The following is a 17,025-nucleotide window of genomic DNA, read 5'->3' as shown; positions in this document are numbered from 1 at the left end:
GGAGTCCCCTAATGCCCTTAGTAGACCGTGGACGGCCTGTGTGGCATATCACCCGGTGGCGAGATCGATTCTCGTTCCGCAGGGACTTTCGGACGTCCGTTTCGGGACCAAGGTCCATACCCGGCTGTACGCTGCCCGGCCAGGGACACAACTACCGGGGGGACGGGACGTGGATCCCGCAGTCATCGGCGCGCGTCTCGCGTCCAGCGTCGTCGCACCGCTCATCAAGAAGCTGTTCGCGCAGGAGGCGCCTGGCGCCGGGCTGGCGGACAAGCCGGTCCGTATCGCGTCCCTCGTCTCGTTCCGGGGCGAGAAGCGGACACTGACGGAGAAGGACCTGCGCAAGCTCGCCACCACGCTGGTCGAGCACGCGGTGCGCGACGCGGGGCCGGGCGAGCGGCCGGTCCACCACCGAATCCCTGGAGGACCGTCCGTGGCGCTGCGAACTCTCATCACCGAACGACAACGTCGACTCGGCGCGGAGCTCAAGAAGTTACGAGTACAGGCAGGGTTGTCGATCGCTGACGGCGGCAAGCTGATCGGCATGGGCGCGCCGCACCTGAGCCACATCGAAGCCGGGCGGACTGCCATCCCAACCGACCGACTGCGCGCACTCGTTGACGCCTACGGGTGCAAGAATGAACCCTACATTGACGAGCTCATCAGCATGGCCGAGAGCAGCGGCAAGGGCTGGTGGTCGGCCTACCGCAAGTCTTTCCCGCAGTTCACGCTCGACCTCGCCGAACTCGAATCCCGCGCGATCCACATGCAAAGCCACGAGACGCTCCTCATTCCCGGTCTGCTGCAGACCGAGTCGTATATGCGCGCCCTCTTCCGCAGCTCGCTCCCCGACGCGTCGCAGGATGAGATCGAAACCGCAGTATGCTTCCGGCTGGCGCGCCAGGACATCCTCGCGTCCCCATCCATGACCTTTCACGCGGTGATCCACGAGGCCGCTCTGCGCATCTCGGTCGGCGGCCCGCACGTCATGCGAGGACAGCTCGCGCACCTCATCCGAGCAGCGGAGCGCCCGGGAACAGAGGTCCAGATCCTGCCGTTCGAAAGCGGGGCGCGGGCCTGGTTCGGTACGCCGTTCCTGATCCTCGGGCCAGGCGTGCCCGGGCTGGAGACGGTCGTGCTTGAGCACCCGGTGGAATCGTTGCGCTTGGACGACGACAAATCAATTGCCCACTACGGGAAGACGTTCGAAGGTCTCAGCAAGAGCGCGCTGCCGTCAGTGGTGACGGACGAGTCTCCGGACCGCCACGAGAAGCGCGACTCATGGGGCCTGATCCAGCACATCCTGTACACCTATTAAGTGAAGGGCGTCATGTCCGATCTCAACTGGCGCAAGTCCTCGTTCAGCGACGGCGCGGGGCCGAACTGCGTGGAACTCGCCACCGCCCCCGACGGCATACGCATGCGCGAAAGCGACCAACCCGGGGCGGTGATCCGCACCCACCCGGCCGCGCTCAGCGCATTCATACGGGCCGTGAAGTCCGGCCGCCTGGACCACACCCTCCGCCATGACCACTGAGCGCATCGGCCCGCCGCTGACGGCGGGTGAGCGGGAGACACTGCGGGGGTTTCTCGACTTTCACCGGGCGACGCTCGCCATGAAGTGCGAGGGGCTCTCCGACGAGGAGCTGCGGCGGCAGTCCATGCCGCCCTCGACGCTTTCGCTGCTCGGCCTCGTACGGCACATGGCGGAGGTGGAGCGCACCTGGTTCCGCAAGGTGATCAACGGCGAGGAGATTCCGCTGGTGTGGTCGGACGAGGGCGACTACCAAGCGGCCTACGAGGCGACAGCGGCCGGCCGGTCCGAGGCGTTCGCCGCCTGGCAGGCGGAGGTCGAGCACGCTCGCCGGATCGAGCGGGAGGCGGAGTCGCTCGACGTCACCGCCCATAACGCCAGGTGGGGCGAGGACGTCTCACTGCGCCTGGTGATGCTGCACGTGACGCTCGAGTACGCCCGGCACAACGGTCACGCCGACTTCCTCCGGGAGGGCATCGACGGGACCGTCGGAGCCTGACAGACGGTGTCCCCTTCGACGTGCCCCGTGCGGCCATACATCCCACCGCCCGCTCCTCACCGGTTCAGCCCATACGCAATGGCCCGTTCCACACCACGCTGAGACGATTGACCCGGTTCGCGCCGTACAGAACAAGGAGAGCCGGTCATGTCCAAACGACTGCACGTGGGCAATTTGAGCTACCAAACGACGAAGGAAGACCTGGCGACCCTGTTCGGGCAGATCGGCGAGGTGCTGGACGCCACCGTGATCACCGACCGGGAGAGCGGGCGGTCGCGGGGGTTCGGGTTTGTCGAGATGGATGACATGGCGGCGGAGAAGGCCATGGCGCAGCTCGACGGTTCGGAGATGAACGGACGGGCCGTCACCGTCACCGAGGCGCGGGCGGTCTCGCGTGGGGGCAGGTGAGGGCGGCAGCGTGCGGTTCGCCACGTATCGGTGCTAGGACTTGCGGGTGGAGCGGTGTGACGTGTTGGGATTGACTGATGCGATCCCCCGCACGCATATCTCCGCCAGGTACCTCACGTCCCCGAAATCCCCAGAATGAGCCCGCTCCGTACAACAATCCGTACGAAGAGCTCGCCGAGCCGGCCGAGCCGTACGACCCGGACGATCCCCTCGGTCCCGGGCTGAAACCGGATGACGACGACGCCGACCTCGGCGGACGTCGGGGCAAGGACGCCACCTCCGGCTCCACGGACGACGGCGAGCCATGGTCGCCGCCCAATCACCGCCGCTCCGGGCGCGGCCGCGGGCGCGGGCGGTTCACGGCCGTGCCGCTCACGGCTAAGGTGCTCATCGGCCTGCTGGTGTCGGCCACGCTGCTGGTGCTGGGCGACCGATGGGCCGTGATGTACGCCGAGCGGAAGGCCGAGGCGACGCTGCAGCAGAAGCTGAAGCTCGCCACCGCGCCGAAGGTGACGATTCACGGCTTCCCGTTCGTCACCCAGCTGCTGGACAAGCATCTGGACCAGGTCGACGTCGCCGTGCCCGATGTGGCGGCCGACCGCGTCTCGCTCGCCGAGGTGAGCGCGCAGGCGCAGGACATCCGGATCCACGGCGATCTGCCCAGCTCCCTCGACGGCGCCATCGCGACGAGGATGAAGGGGGATGTGCTGCTGGCGTTCGAGGACCTCAACCGCGAACTGGGCGCGTCCCAGGTGCGCTTCAGGGCGTACGGCCCCAGCTCGGTGCGCGCGGACGGCAAGCTACCGGTCGCCGGGCAGCAGGTGGGTCTGCACGCCACGGCGCATATCCGGCGTCAGGGCGACCGGGGCATCTCCACCAGCGTCACCGATATGCGGCTGGACATCCCCGGGGTCGCCACCTACCGGCCGGGTCCGGGCCCGCACGCCGGGCTGTACCTGCACCGCAAGGCCGCCCGGCAGATCAGCGAGGACAACGGGAAGGCGCAGGCGCTGCTGTCGGTGCCGGCGGTGGCGGAGAAGCTCGGGGTGCCGTCCAAGGACGCCGGTAAGACGCAGCCTGACGACCGGGAGACGGACCGGGTCACCGGGTCGCCGCGGTTCGTCCCGACGCTGATGGGGACCGACCTCGTCCACGCGGTCAACGACCACCCGCAGCTGGCCAGGAAGCTGGGCATCGACCCGACGGTGGCCGCCGCCCTGGCGAGGATGAAGCTGCCGGAGCTGTCGGACAAGCTGGAGCTCTCCTTCCAGCTGCCGGAGAAGGCCAAGGGCATCAAGCTGAAGAACATCGGCGTCGAGCCGGACGGCATCCGCGCCGATCTCACGGGGAACGATTTGTCCGTCGGCAAGACCGGCTGAACAGCCTCACCGGGTCGCTCACCGGGGCCGGTGGCAACACGCCACCGGCCCCTTTCGCATGCCGCCCGGGTCCGGACCGGACCGCTCTGGGCAAGCACACAGCTCAATCCGATCTCGCTCACGGAAAGCCCTCCTAACGTCTTCCATGTCGCAGCCGAACGGCTCCGGCAAAGGAAAGAGAAATGGAAAGAGGGACATTCATGAGCTTCCGCAAGATCACCCCCGCCAAGCCCGACCGCAACGCCGGGCCGCGCCGCCCCCAGCCGGGCCCGCGGGCCCCGCGGGCCCCGCGCCGCCCCATCGGCGGCTGATCCCCGCTGATCCTTGTCGGAGTAGGGCCCGCGGCATCGCGCCGCGGGCCCGTCCCCTGTCCGGACCCGAGCGGGAGAGACAGTGACGTCGTACGAAGACCAGCCCACCATGCAGCTGCGCGCGATCGGCGCCGGACTCGCCGCCGGCCGCGGCCGACATCGGCGTCCCGGACGGCTCCGCCCGTACGGCCGGCACCAGCCGAAGGCCCCTCGGCTCCCCCAGGCGCACGAGGGCGCGTACGCCCCCGTCACGGGGGAGGACGGCGAGGAGGCGCAGCGCACCGCCCCACGGCTCGCCGCGCGCGAGGCATTCCGCCGGTTCTGGCCCCTCACCAAGGGGGATCGCCGATGGCTGGTGGTGATCTGCGCCTGCGTGATCGCCGCGGCGCTCGCCGAGACCGCCGCGATCCTTCTCTTCTCCGATCTGACCGACAACGCCCTGCGCCAGGGCTCGCTCAACGCCTTCTGGACGCCCGCCGCACAGTGGCTGGCGGTCGCGGTCCTCGGCGCCGCCGTCGGCTACCTCGGCAACTCGCTCGCCGTCTGGACCGCCGAGCGGTTCGTCCTGCGGCTGCGCGCCCAGGTCTTCGGGCATGTCCAGGATCTGCCGCCGCACTTCTTCCAACGCCACCGCACGGGCGATCTGGTCGAACGGCTCACCGGGGACGTCGAGTCCATCGAGCAGATGGTGGTCTCCGGGGTGGTGAGCACCGTCTCGGCCGTCTTCAGCGCTGTCTTCTTCTCCTTCGCCGCCTTCGAGCTGCGCTGGGACCTGGCGCTGGCCACCTTCATGCTCGCACCGCTCTTCTGGCTGGCCGCCCGGCGCTTCTCCGGGCGGATCAAGTCCGTCGCGCGCGAGGAGCGGGTCGCCGACGGCGCGATCACCTCCGTCGTGGCGGAGTCGCTCGGGAATGTCGTGCTCACCCAGGCGTACCAGCGCAAGGCCGCCGAGGAGAAGCGGCTGCGCCGCGAGGCAGGTGCGTGGATGCGGGCCTCAGTGGCCGGCGCCCGGATGAGCGAACTGTACGAGCAGCTGGTCGAAGTCATCGAGACGCTGTGCGTGCTCGCCGTCATCGGGCTCGGCGCCTGGGAGATCTCCCAGGGCCGGATGACCATCGGACAGCTGCTCGCCTTCGCCGCCTTCCTCGGCTACCTCTATCCGCCCGTCCGCAATCTCGGGCAGCTCGGCCTCACCCTGACCGCCGCGACCGCCGGCGCGGAGCGGCTGCTGGAAATCCTCGCCGCCGAGCCCGCCGTCGGCGATCCGGCTCCGGGGGCAGCCGTCGCGGGATGGCGGGTGCACGGCGGCGTGGAGTTCGACGGGGTCGGCTTCGGCTACCCCGGCAACGACCAGCGCACCCTGACCGAGGTCTCCTTCATCGCCCAGCCCGGTGAGTTCGTACTGATCACCGGGGTCAGCGGGGCGGGCAAGTCGACCGTCTCCAAGCTGCTGCTGCGCTTCTACGACCCGGCGGAGGGGTGCGTACGGCTCGACGGCACACCGCTGTACGCCATGCCGCTGGACTTTCTGCGCGAGAACGTGACCCTGCTGCCGCAGGAGACGCTGATCCTGCACGACACCATCCGGGAGAACATCGCCTGCGGGCGGCCGGGTGCCCCCGGGCACGAGATCGTCCAGGCGGCGCGGGACGCCGCCGCGCACGACTTCATCTCGGCCCTGCCCGAGGGGTACGACACGCCCGTCGACCCCCACACCGCACAGCTCTCCGGCGGGCAGCTCCAGCGCATCGCCATAGCCCGCGCGATGCTCCGCGACGCGCCCGTCCTCGTCCTGGACGAGCCCACCACCGGGCTCGACGCGCTGGCCGCGCGGAGGGTCGTCAGGCCGCTGCGGCGGCTGATGTCCGGCCGTACGACCATCATGATCACCCACGATCTGAACCTGGCGCCGGACGCGGACCGCATCGTGGTGCTGGACCACGGGCGGGTGGTGGAGACCGGCACCCACCGCGAGCTGCTGGCCCTGGGCGGGGCCTACGCCCGGCTGCACGGCTCCCAGAACGGCTCGCCCGCGGACACGGGCCCCCAGCCGACCGTTCGACTGGGCCCCTCCTGACCCGTGCCAAGGCTCCTGACCCGTGCCAAGGCTCCTGACCCGTGCGAAGGCGGCGGCTGTGTCAGCCGCGCTCGGGCGGCTCCGTGGGCCCGCGGGCTGCACGGCTCCCAGAACGGCTCGCCCGCGGACACGGGCCCCCAGCCGACCGTTCGCCTGGGCCCCTCCTGACCCGTGCCAAGGCTCCTGACCCGTGCCAAGGCGGCGGCTGTGTCAGCCGCGCTCGGGCGGCTCCGTGGGCCCGCCCGGAAGCCTGATCCAGGCCACCGTGCCGCCGCCCGGCGCCGGCTGGAGTCCCACCTGGCCACCCGACTGCTGGACCGTACGGGCCACGATGGACAGGCCGAGACCGGAGCCGGGCAGACTGCGGGCGGACGGGGAGCGCCAGAATCGCTCGAAGACATGCGGGAGTTCATCGGCCGGGATGCCGGGGCCGTGGTCCCGTACGGTCAGCTCTCCCCCCGTGAGCACGACGTCGATCACCCCGGCCGGAGGACTGAACTTCACCGCGTTGTCGAGCAGGTTGACCACCGCCCGCTCCAGCGCCACGGCCTCCCCCCGGACGTACCAGGGGTCGAGCGCGGCGTCGATGGTCAGCCGCGCACCGCGCAGCCGCGCCCGTTCCAGGGCGGCGCGTGCCACCTCGTGCAGGGCGACCACCTGGGGGAGGCCGCTGCCGGGCAGCGCGTCCGGACGGGCCAGCTCCTGCAGGTCTCCGATCAGCGCGGCCAGCTCGGTCATCTGCGCCTTGACGCTGGCCAGTAGCGCCTTGCGGTCGGCGGGCGGCAGCGCCCGCCCGGTCTCCTCGCTGCGCGCGAGCAGCTCGATATTGGTGCGGAGCGAGGTGAGCGGGGTGCGCAGCTCATGCCCGGCGTCCGCGATCAGCTGCTGCTGACGGTCGCGGGAGGAGGCGAGGGCGGCGGTCATGGAGTTGAAGGAGCGGGACAGCCGGGCGATCTCGTCGTCGCCCTCGGCGGGGATACGGACGGCCAGATCCTCGGTGCGGGCCACGTGCTCGACCGCCTCGGCCAGCCCGTCGACCGGCTTGAGTCCGGTCCGGGCGATCCACAGGCCCGCGGCGCCGGCGCCGACGACGCCGAGGCCCGCGACGACCAGCATCAGCAGGGCGAGGGTGGAGAGCGGATGCGTCACCTCCTCGAGGGGGCGGGAGACGGTGACGGCCATGGGGGGAATGCCGCCCTGGGGAGCGGTCACAAAGGTGTGGACGCGCATCGCGGTGCCGTCCACCGCCGTGCCGTCGTGCGTGGTCTCGCTGCGCCGGCCGGCGGCCACGGCGACATCGGCGGGGGTCACCTTGACGGCGCGGGAGTTGTGGGCGACGCAGCGGCTGCCGTCCGGCAGGACGAGCTGGACGTTGGACGCGCCGGGGCGTGAGCCGGCGCCCGCGGGCTGGGAGTCGGGCGAGCAATTGGCCTGCGCGTCGACCAGATCACGGTAGTAGACGCCGGAGACGTCCTGGAGCTTGTTGTCGAGCGCGCTGGTCAGCTGCTCCCGGGTGACGAACCAGCACGCGAACGCGGACGCCGCGACCGCCACGGCGACCGCGACCGCGGTCAACAGCGCCAGCCGGGTGCGCAGCGCCAGTCTGCGCTTGCTCACGAGGGCTCGCCGTCCGCCGGCCGCAGGACGTACCCCACCCCGCGCACGGTGTGCACGAGCCGCGGCTCGCCGCCCGCCTCCGTCTTACGGCGCAGATACATCACATACACATCCAGCGAATTGGACGACGGCTCGAAGTCGAAGCCCCAGACCGTTTTGAGGATCTGCTCGCGGGTGAGCACCTGGCGCGGATGCGCGAGGAACATCTCCAGCAGGGTGAACTCGGTGCGAGTCAGCTCGACGCGGCGCGTCCCCCGGGTCACCTCGCGGGTCGCCAGGTCCATCCGCAGATCGCCGAAGGTCAACGCGTCGTCCCCGGCGACCGGCCCGCCGCCCACGGCCGCCGCGTACGAGCTGCGGCGCAGCAGGGCGCGGATGCGGGCCAGCAGCTCCTCCAGCTCGAAGGGCTTGACGAGATAGTCGTCTGCGCCCGCGTCGAGCCCGGTGACCCGGTCGCCGATCGTGTCCCGTGCGGTGAGCATCAGCACGGGCACGGTCACCCCGGCGGCCCGCAGCCGCCGGGCGGCGGTCACCCCGTCCATCCGCGGCATGAGCACATCGAGCACGATCAGCTCGGGGCGGTGGACGCCGACCTTCTCCAGCGCGTCCAGGCCGTCGACGGCGGTCTCGGTCGCGTAGCCCTCGAAGACGAGGCTGCGCCGCAGGGCCTCGCGCACGTCCGGCTCATCGTCGACGATCAGGATGCGGGCGGGCTGATCGTCGTGGTCGGCGGGGCTCATGGATCGGCTCCCTCACAGGCGGTGGGGCGGCGGGGCGGGACGCTGTTGCCAGCGTCGCACGCCTACCCCGGCGGGAGGGCCGGGTCAGCTGTCGCCGCCGCCGCGCAGCGTGCCGAGGTCGGCCTTGACGGTGTTGATGGGAATCGAGAAGCCGAGGCCGACACTGCCCGCGCTGCCGGAGCCCTGACCCGTAGCCGAGGAGTACATGGCGGAGTTGATGCCGATGATCTGGCCCCGCATGTTGATGAGGGCGCCGCCGGAGTTGCCGGGGTTGAGCGAGGCATCGGTCTGGATGGCCTTGTAGGTCGTCTTCGAGGAGCCGACGTCGCCGTTGTACTGGCCGCCGCCGAACTCGAACGGCCACTGACCGCCGCCCCCTCCGCCGCCCCCTCCGTTGCCCTGTCCCTGTCCCTGTCCCTGGTTCTCGTCCGTGGAGACGGTGACGTCGCGGTCGAGCGCGGAGACGATACCGCTGGTGACCGTGCCGGTCAGCCCCTCGGGAGAGCCGATCGCCACGACCTGGTCGCCCACCTTGACCTGGCTGGAGTCACCCAGCGTGGCGGGCTTCAGCCCGTGGGCGCCCTGCACCTTGATCAGCGCGAGGTCCTTCTTGCTGTCGGTCCCCACGACGGTCGCGGTCTTCTTGCTGCCGTCGCTGAAGGTCACTGTGATCGAGTCGGCGCCGGAGACCACATGGTTGTTGGTGATGATCTCGCCGCCGCTGGTGATGATCACACCGGAGCCGGTGGACTTACCGCTGGTGCCGGTGGCGCCGATCTCCACGATGCTCGGACTGACGGCCGCCGCGACGGCGGAGACCCCGCTGGAGCCCGTGGAGCCCGCGTTGACCACCGGGGTGGAGATCGCGCTGTCCGACTTCTCCGTGGCCCGGGTGGCCAGCGCCGCCGTACCGCCGCCGACCAGCGCCGAGACCACTGCCATGGCCGCGATCAGCCCAGCCGGCCGCGAAACCCGCCGCCTGCGGCGGCCACCGACCGGGGGCGGCACGGCGGGAGGATCCACCACGCCGCCGTACGAGAAGGGATGAGGCTCGTCTCCGCCGCTGCGGAGGGTGCTGTCCGTCATGGAGATGACTGTGCGGCCGAAGTATGAGACTCCGCTGAGTGTCTGCTGAGAACCAGGCCAGAAGTCGGTATGCCCGACATAAGCCCCGCGACGCGCCCTCATCCCCATCGGCGGGGCACCGCCGGGAGGAGAGTCACCGCGCGCGAGTGGCACCGCACGCGCCGGGGGGCCGCAGGCGCGTCGGGCCGCGGTTCACCGCCGACAGGGCGGCCCGGAAACATCGGGGTGCGGTTCACCGCCGACAGGGCGGCGCGGAAACGTCGGGGTGCGGTTCACCGCCGGCAGGGCGGCGCGGAAACGTCGGGGTGCGGTTCACCGCCGGCAGGGCGGCGCGGAAACAGGGGCGTCGGGGTGCGGTTCACCGCCGGCAGGGCGGCCCGGAAACAGGGGCGCCGGGGCCCTGAGGGCCACGACCCGGGCCACAGCGCTCCGCGCTACGCGCAGCCGCAGGAGCGCCGTACGACCAGCGCCGACGGGAACTGCTTGACGCGTTCACGGCGCGAGCCCGTGAGCCGTACGCCGTCGTCCAGGACCAGATCGACCGCCGCCCGCGCCATCGCGGGGCGGTCGGAGCCGACCGTGGTCAGCGGGGGGTCGGTGAGCCCGGCTTCCTTCACGTCGTCGAAGCCGGCGACCGCGAGCTCCCCGGGCACCTCGATGCGCAGCTCGCGCGCGGCCCGCAGCACCCCGAACGCCTGGTCGTCCGTGGCGCAGAAGATGGCCGGGGGCCGGTCGGGCCCGGCGAGCAGGTCGAGGGCGACCTTGTAGGCGTCGTACCGGTTGTAGGGGGCCTCGAAGAGCCGTCCCTCGGTGGAGCGCCCGGCCTCTCGCATCGCCCGGCGCCAGCCCTCGACGTGATCGGTGACCGGGTCGCCGACGGTCGGGGTTATCTCGGTGCCGCCGAGGCAGGCGATGTAGTCGTGGCCGTGCTCCAGCAGATGCCGCACCGCCAGCTGCGCGCCGCCGATGTCGTCCAGCACCACCGCCACGTCGTCGATGGCCTCGGGCCGCTCGTGCAGCAGCACGAGCCGGGCGTCCCACGCCTCGATCTCGGCCGCGGCGTTCTCGCTGGGGCCCTGGCTGATGAGGATCAGGCCGGAGACCCGCATCCCCAAGAAGGCGCGCAGGTAGTGCACTTCGCGCTCGTCGAGGTAGTCGGAGTTGCCGACCAGCACCATTTTTCCGCGCTCGGCGGCGGCCTGCTCGACGGCGTGTGCCATCTCCGCGAAGAACGGCTGGCGGGCGTCCGGGACGATCAGCCCTATCAGGTCCGTCCGGCGGCTCGCCATCGCCTGCGCGACCCGGTCCGGCCGGTAGCCGAGCTCCTTGATCGCGGCAAGCACCCGCTCGCGCGTGGCCGGGGCGACCGGCCTTGGTCCGTTATTGATGACATAGCTGACGACCGCGGTCGAGGTACCCGCCAGTCTTGCCACATCATCCCGCGTCACCTTGGCCACGCGCGGCAGTCTACGCGGGTCGAGCTAGCCAGTGGCGGGTCGTACGGCACCGGCCTTCGCCGCGGGCCGCGCGCCGTCCCCGCGCGGGCCGGAGCCGGCGGGGGCGCCGTCCGTGTCGCGCGCGGTCGCCTTGGCCATGGACTCCTCCGCGGCGCGCTCGACCTTCTCGGGCGCCACGAAGCGGTAGCCCACGTTGCGCACGGTTCCGATCAGGGATTCGTGCTCCGGGCCGAGCTTGGCGCGAAGCCGCCGCACGTGCACATCGACCGTGCGGGTGCCGCCGAAGTAGTCGTAGCCCCAGACCTCCTGCAGCAGCTGTGCGCGGGTGAAGACCCGGCCGGGGTGCTGGGCGAGGTACTTCAGCAGCTCGAACTCCTTGAATGTGAGATCGAGCACACGGCCCTTGAGCTTGGCGCTGTAGGTGGCCTCGTCGACCGAGAGGTCGCCGTTGCGGATCTCCGTCGGGCTGTCGTCGGTGGTGATCTGCTGGCGGCCCATGGCCAGCCGCAGCCGGGCCTCGACCTCGGCCGGGCCCGCGGTGTCGAGGAGGACGTCGTCGATGCCCCAGTCGGCGGTGACGGCGGCGAGCCCGCCCTCGGTCACCACCAGGACCAGCGGACAGCCGGGTCCCGTCGACCGCAGCAGCTGGCACAGGCTGCGCACCTGCGGCAGGTCGCGGCGGCCGTCGACGAGGATGACGTCGGCGCCGGGGGTGTCCACGAGGGCCGGTCCCTCCGCCGGGGCGACCCGCACGTTGTGCAGCAGCAGGCCGAGGGCGGGGAGCACCTCCGTCGAGGGCTGGAGTGCGTTGGTCAGCAGCAGGAGGGAACTCATCGTCCGTCACCCGCCCTGGCTGTGATCTCGACGTCGTGCACGCTTCGCTCGCCCATTACCTCGGTTCCTCCTCGGTCCCTTGCGAGAGGCAACCTCCCAGGCTGAGCCTGGGGGAGTCTGCGGCTACATCCTCGTACGGTGGTCGGTGGCCTTCCGCACCCTTGGAGCGAGTGCGTGCTCATCCGCGCACACTGCCCTGAAAGCACAAAAGGACCCGGGGGCCACGTTGCCCGGATCCTCTTCACAGCAGAATAACCCACATGACACCCGATGGAGAGGCCGATTCTGCTCCTCGTTACCTCACCTTGATGACTCCGCGCGACCGGAGAGCCACGTTGCTCACCGATGACGGCGTGCCGATCGAGGCGCGGTACGAGCCTTCGTCCGTACCTTCCCCCGTATCCGGCGCCGAACCGTCGGAGGCGCTCGCGATCGTGGTCGCGCACGGGTTCACCGGCGCCCTGGAGCGCCCGCCGCTGCGCCGGGTGGCCTCGGCGTTCGGCGAGCACACGGCCGTGATCACCTTCTCCTTCCGGGGCCACGGCCGGTCCGGCGGCCGGTCCACCCTCGGCGACCGTGAGGTCCTGGACCTGACGGCGGCGGTGCGCTGGGCGCGCCGGCTCGGCCATCGGCGGGTCGCCACGGTCGGCTTCTCGATGGGCGGGTCGGTGGTGCTCCGGCAGGCGGCGCTGTACGGACCGAGCGGTGAGAATCAGCCGGGGCACGGCCGACAGAACGGGGAGCGCAAGGAGCGCAGGGGGCGCACGCAACGCACGGCGGCGCACGCCGATGCGGTGGTCGCGGTGAGCGCGCCCGCCCGTTGGTACTACCGAGGTACGGCGCCGATGCGGCGGGTGCACTGGGCGATCACCCGGCCCGCGGGCCGTCTGGTCTCCCGCTACGGGCTGCGTACCCGGATCGACGGGGCCGGGTGGGACGCGGAGCCGCTGCCGCCGGTGGCGGCGGTACCGCTGATCGCGCCGAGGCCGCTGCTGATCGTGCATGGCGACCGGGACGGGTACTTCCCGCTGGACCACCCCCGGATGCTGGCGTCGGCGGCGGATCCGTCGTCCACAGAGCTGTGGATCGAGCCGGGCTACGGCCACGCGGAGACGGCCGCGTCGCCCGCCCTGCTGACCCGCATCGCCGAGTGGGCCGTGGCCCACGCATGACGCCGGCCCACGCATGACGAAACGGCGCTGCCCCGTCCCCCTCGACGCGAGGGAGGACGGGGCAGCGCCGTCGCCGGCTACTCGGCCTCGGCCACCGGCTCCGCGAACTGGGCCGCGTACAGCCGGGCGTACGCCCCGTCGGCCGCCAGCAGCGCGTCGTGGGAGCCCTGTTCGACGATCCGGCCCGACTCCATCACCAGGATCACGTCGGCGTCGCGGATGGTGGACAGCCGGTGCGCGATGACGAAGCTGGTGCGGCCCGTCCGCAGCGAGGCCATCGCGTGCTGGATGAGCACCTCGGTGCGGGTGTCGACCGAGCTGGTGGCCTCGTCCAGCACCAGGATCGACGGCTCGGAGAGAAACGCGCGGGCGATGGTGATCAGCTGCTTCTCGCCGACGCTGACGTTGGAGCCCTCGTCGTCGATCACCGTGTCGTAGCCGTCCGGCAGGGTCCGTACGAAGCGGTCCACATACGTGGCCTTCGCCGCCTCCACGATCTGCTCGTGGGTGGCCCCCTGCGCGCCGTACGCGATGTTCTCGGCGATCGTCCCGCCGAACAGCCAGGTGTCCTGGAGCACCATCCCGATGTGGGAGCGCAGCTCCTCCCGGCCCATCTCGGCGATGTCCACCCCGTCCAGGGTGATTCGCCCGCCGCTGACCTCGTAGAACCGCATCAGCAGATTGACCAGGGTGGTCTTCCCTGCCCCGGTCGGGCCGACGATGGCCACGGTCTGGCCGGGCCGCACCGAGAGCGAGAGCTCGTCGATGAGCGGCTTGTCCGGCAGGTAGCGGAAGGAGACGTCCTCGAACTCGACCTGCCCCCGCACGACTTCCGGCCGCCGCGGCTCGGCCGCGTCCGGGGTCTGCTCCGGCGCGTCCAGCAGCTCGAAGACCCGCTCGGCCGAGGCGACGCCGGACTGCACCATGTTGGCCATGGAGGCCACCTGGGTGAGCGGCTGGCTGAACTGCCGGGAGTACTGGACGAACGCCTGGACGTCGCCGATCGACAGCGCCCCGCTCGCCACCCGCAGCCCGCCGACGACGGCGACCAGCACATAGTTGATGTTGCCGATGAACATCATCGCGGGCTGGATCAGCCCCGAGATGAACTGGGCCTTGAAGCCCGCCTCGTACAGCTTCTCGTTCTGCTCCCGGAAGAGCTCCGCGGACTCCTTCTCCCGCCCGAAGACCTTCACCAGTGAGTGGCCGGTGTACATCTCCTCGATATGGGCGTTGAGCTTGCCCGTGGTCTTCCACTGGTCGACGAACTGCGGCTGGGCGCGCTTGCCGATCCGCGTCGCGACCACCACCGAGACCGGCACGGTGATCAGCGCCACCAGCGCCAGCAGCGGTGAGATCCAGATCATCATCGCCAGCACGCCCACGATGGTCAGCAGCGAGGCCATGATCTGACTGAGTGTCTGCTGCAGCGTCTGCTGGATGTTGTCGATGTCGTTGGTCGCCCGGGACAGCACCTCACCGCGCGGCTGCTTGTCGAAGTACGACAGCGGCAGCCGGGCCAGCTTGTGCTCGACGTCCTCCCGCAGCCGGAAGACCGCGCGCTGGACGACGACCGTGGCCACCCTGGCCTGGATCAGGCCCAGGAGCGAGGCGGCGAGGTAGATCGCCGCCACCCACAGCAGCACCACGCCGACCGCGTCGAAGTCGATGCCCTGGCCGGGGGTGACGTCCATCGAGGCGACCATGTCGGCGACCGTGCCCCGGCCGTCGTCGCGCAGCCGCTGGACGGCCTGCGCCTTGGTGACGCCGTCGGGCAGCTGCCTCCCGATGATGCCCGCGAAGATCAGGTCGGTGGCATGGCCGAGAATCTTCGGACCCACCACCGTCAGCGCGACGCTGACCGCGCACAGGGCCAGCACCACCAGCGCGATACCGCGCTCGGGGCGCAGCATGGCCAGCAGCCGGCGGCCGGAGCCGCGGAAGTCCATGGACCGCTCGGTCGGCTGGCCGCCCATGAACCGGGCGGGCCCGGCGGCGGGCGCCGGACCCCTGCGGGGCGCCGGGGTACTCATACGCTGCCCTTCTCTCGCGTCCGCGGTCCGGTGGCCGCGGCTGTGCCGGTCACGCGGCCTCCTGCTCGGTGAGCTGGGAGAGCACGATCTCGCGGTAGGTCTGGTTGGCTTCCATCAGCTCGGTGTGGGTGCCGGTGCCGACGACGCGCCCCGCGTCGAGGACCACGATCCGGTCGGCGCCCCGGATGGTGGACACCCGCTGGGCCACGATGACGACGGTCGCGTTCTCCGTCTGGTCCGCGAGCGCCGCCCGCAGCCGGGCGTCGGTGGCGTAATCGAGCGCGGAGAAGGAGTCGTCGAACAGATAGACGGACGGCTTGCGCACCAGGGCGCGGGCCATCGCGAGCCGCTGCCGCTGACCGCCGGACACATTGGAGCCGCCCTGGGAAATGGGGGCATCGAGACCGCCCTCCATGGACTCCACGAAGTCCCGGGCCTGGGCTGTCTCCAGGGCCCGCCACAGCTCCTCGTCGGTGGCGTCCGGCTTGCCGTACCGCAGGTTGGAGGCGACGGTGCCGGAGAAGAGGTACGGCTTCTGCGGGACCAGCCCGATGGTCTGGGACATGGCCTCCGGATCGAGGTCGCGTACGTCCACCCCGTCGATGTGGACGCTGCCGTCGGTCGCGTCGAACAGCCGCGGCACCAGCCCGATGAGGGTGGACTTGCCGCTGCCGGTCGAGCCGATGACGGCGGTCGTCTGGCCGGGCCGGGCGACGAGCGAGACGTCGCGCAGCACGGGCTCCTCGGCCCCCGGGTAGCGGAACTCCACGCCCCGCAGCTCCAGCAGGCCGCGCCCGGCGCCGGTGGGCTCGGCGGAGACGGGTACGAGCGGCGGCACGACGCTGGTCTCGGTCTCCAGGACCTCCTGGATCCGCTCGGCGCACACCTCGGCCCGCGGCACCATCATGAACATGAAGGTGGCCATCATCACGGACATCAGAATCTGCATCAGATAGCTGAGGAACGCGGTGAGCGCGCCGATCTGCATGCCGCCGCCGTCGATCCGGTGCCCGCCGAACCAGACGACGGCGACGCTGGAGAGGTTCACCACCAGCATCACGGCGGGGAACATCAGCGCCATCAGCCGCCCGGCGCGCAGCGAGATGTCCAGCAGCTCGGTGTTGGCGCCGGTGAAGCGGTCGCGCTCATGGGTGTCGCGTACAAAGGCGCGGATGACCCGGATGCCGGTGATCTGCTCGCGCAGCACGCGGTTGACGGTGTCGATGCGCTCCTGGACCCCGCGGAACAGCGGCCGCATCCGGCGGACGATGAGCGTGACGAGGATGCCCAGGGTCGGGACGATGAGCAGGAGCAGCCCCGACAGCGGGACGTCCTGGTTGAGCGCCATGATGACGCCGCCGACGCACATGATCGGCGCCGAGACCATCAGCGTGAAGGCCATCAGGCACAGCATCTGCACCTGCTGCACATCATTGGTGGTGCGGGTGATCAGCGACGGGGCACCGAAGTGGCCCAGCTCGCGGGAGGAGAAGGACTGCACCCGGTCGAAGACCGCCGCGCGCACATCGCGGCCGAGGGCCATGGCGGTGCGCGCGCCGAAGTAGACGGCACCGCCGGCGCACACGATCTGAACGAGTGTGACGGCGATCATCAGAGCGCCGATACGCAGGATGTAGCCGGTGTCACCTTCGACGACACCGTTGTCGATGATGTCCGCGTTGAGCGTCGGGAGATAGAGCGTGGCCAGTGTCTGCACCAGCTGCAGGAGCACGATCAGAGTGATCGTTCGGTTATAGGGCCTCAGGTACGCCCGTATGAGTCGGACCAGCACACCGAAACATTAAGGGAACGCCTGTCGGAACCGCCCCGATTTTTCGGCGTGGCGCGCATGGTCCCCGGCTCCCGCCCGCACCCGTC

The 17,025-nt window shown here is 70.8% G+C and carries 15 protein-coding genes; 8 read left to right on the top strand and 7 right to left on the bottom strand.

All coding sequences use genetic code 11. The features are described 5' to 3' along the window. Positions 1 to 169 precede the first annotated feature (169 nt). The 7 genes from ABZU99_RS31430 (at position 170) to ABZU99_RS31400 (ending at position 6,208) form a co-directional block, all read left to right on the top strand. Positions 170 to 1,318: a helix-turn-helix transcriptional regulator gene (locus ABZU99_RS31430; protein WP_356048269.1), complete on the top strand. Its 1,149-nt coding sequence runs from the start codon at positions 170 to 172 to the stop codon at positions 1,316 to 1,318. Positions 1,319 to 1,330: 12 nt separating this feature from the next. Next, positions 1,331 to 1,537 carry a DUF397 domain-containing protein gene (locus ABZU99_RS31425; RefSeq protein WP_355949667.1) on the top strand — a complete coding sequence of 69 codons (207 nt, stop codon included), beginning with the start codon at positions 1,331 to 1,333 and terminating at the stop codon, positions 1,535 to 1,537. Next, positions 1,527 to 2,033, top strand: a complete 507-nt coding sequence (locus tag ABZU99_RS31420; protein ID WP_355949666.1) for a DinB family protein — start codon at positions 1,527 to 1,529, stop codon at positions 2,031 to 2,033. Before ABZU99_RS31425 ends, ABZU99_RS31420 begins: the two co-directional genes overlap by 11 nt. A 147-nt stretch (positions 2,034 to 2,180) precedes the next feature. Then, a complete protein-coding gene (locus tag ABZU99_RS31415; RefSeq protein ID WP_355949663.1) occupies positions 2,181 to 2,441 on the top strand; it encodes an RNA-binding protein in 261 nt (86 codons plus the stop codon). A gap of 77 nt (positions 2,442 to 2,518) precedes the next feature. After that, positions 2,519 to 3,820 (top strand): DUF2993 domain-containing protein, encoded by a 1,302-nt coding sequence (locus ABZU99_RS31410; protein WP_355949661.1) that lies wholly within the window; start codon positions 2,519 to 2,521, stop codon positions 3,818 to 3,820. 182 nt (positions 3,821 to 4,002) lie between these two features. After that, positions 4,003 to 4,131 (top strand): hypothetical protein, encoded by a 129-nt coding sequence (locus ABZU99_RS31405; protein WP_355949659.1) that lies wholly within the window; start codon positions 4,003 to 4,005, stop codon positions 4,129 to 4,131. 109 nt (positions 4,132 to 4,240) lie between these two features. Further along, on the top strand, positions 4,241 to 6,208 hold the full coding sequence (locus ABZU99_RS31400) for an ABC transporter ATP-binding protein (protein ID WP_355949742.1): 1,968 nt from the start codon (positions 4,241 to 4,243) through the stop codon (positions 6,206 to 6,208). 210 nt (positions 6,209 to 6,418) lie between these two features. On the opposite strand, the gene ABZU99_RS31395 is transcribed toward ABZU99_RS31400, so the two are convergent. From ABZU99_RS31395 to ABZU99_RS31375, 5 genes are all read right to left on the bottom strand, one after another. Next, the gene (locus tag ABZU99_RS31395; RefSeq protein ID WP_355949656.1) at positions 6,419 to 7,825 is read right to left on the bottom strand and encodes a HAMP domain-containing sensor histidine kinase; all 1,407 of its coding nucleotides are present in this window, start codon (positions 7,823 to 7,825) and stop codon (positions 6,419 to 6,421) included. After that, positions 7,822 to 8,565 (bottom strand): response regulator transcription factor, encoded by a 744-nt coding sequence (locus tag ABZU99_RS31390; RefSeq protein ID WP_355949654.1) that lies wholly within the window; start codon positions 8,563 to 8,565, stop codon positions 7,822 to 7,824. The genes ABZU99_RS31395 and ABZU99_RS31390 overlap by 4 nt, the downstream gene beginning before the upstream one ends. A gap of 84 nt (positions 8,566 to 8,649) precedes the next feature. Continuing rightward, positions 8,650 to 9,651, bottom strand: a complete 1,002-nt coding sequence (locus ABZU99_RS31385) for a trypsin-like peptidase domain-containing protein (protein WP_355949651.1) — start codon at positions 9,649 to 9,651, stop codon at positions 8,650 to 8,652. A 434-nt stretch (positions 9,652 to 10,085) separates the two neighbouring features. Then, a complete protein-coding gene (locus ABZU99_RS31380; RefSeq protein ID WP_355949649.1) occupies positions 10,086 to 11,108 on the bottom strand; it encodes a LacI family DNA-binding transcriptional regulator in 1,023 nt (340 codons plus the stop codon). A gap of 24 nt (positions 11,109 to 11,132) precedes the next feature. Continuing rightward, positions 11,133 to 11,942 carry a response regulator transcription factor gene (locus ABZU99_RS31375; RefSeq protein WP_355949646.1) on the bottom strand — a complete coding sequence of 270 codons (810 nt, stop codon included), beginning with the start codon at positions 11,940 to 11,942 and terminating at the stop codon, positions 11,133 to 11,135. Between the two features lie 308 nt (positions 11,943 to 12,250). On the opposite strand from ABZU99_RS31375, the gene ABZU99_RS31370 reads away from it, so the two are divergent. Further along, on the top strand, positions 12,251 to 13,114 hold the full coding sequence (locus ABZU99_RS31370) for an alpha/beta fold hydrolase (RefSeq protein ID WP_355949644.1): 864 nt from the start codon (positions 12,251 to 12,253) through the stop codon (positions 13,112 to 13,114). Positions 13,115 to 13,191: 77 nt separating this feature from the next. On the opposite strand, the gene ABZU99_RS31365 is transcribed toward ABZU99_RS31370, so the two are convergent. Together ABZU99_RS31365 and ABZU99_RS31360 are read right to left on the bottom strand one after the other, a co-directional pair. Next, entirely contained in the window at positions 13,192 to 15,147 is a 1,956-nt protein-coding gene (locus tag ABZU99_RS31365; RefSeq protein WP_356048263.1) for an ABC transporter ATP-binding protein, read from the bottom strand. Between the two features lie 49 nt (positions 15,148 to 15,196). After that, positions 15,197 to 16,939: an ABC transporter ATP-binding protein gene (locus tag ABZU99_RS31360; protein WP_355949639.1), complete on the bottom strand. Its 1,743-nt coding sequence runs from the start codon at positions 16,937 to 16,939 to the stop codon at positions 15,197 to 15,199. Positions 16,940 to 17,025: the final 86 nt, after the last annotated feature.

It is taken from the genome of Streptomyces sp. NPDC005266, assembly GCF_040607655.1.
Lineage (GTDB): Bacteria > Actinomycetota > Actinomycetes > Streptomycetales > Streptomycetaceae > Streptomyces.
Note: the sequence above shows the minus strand (reverse complement) of the source record. Positions and strands in the feature narration are given on the sequence as shown.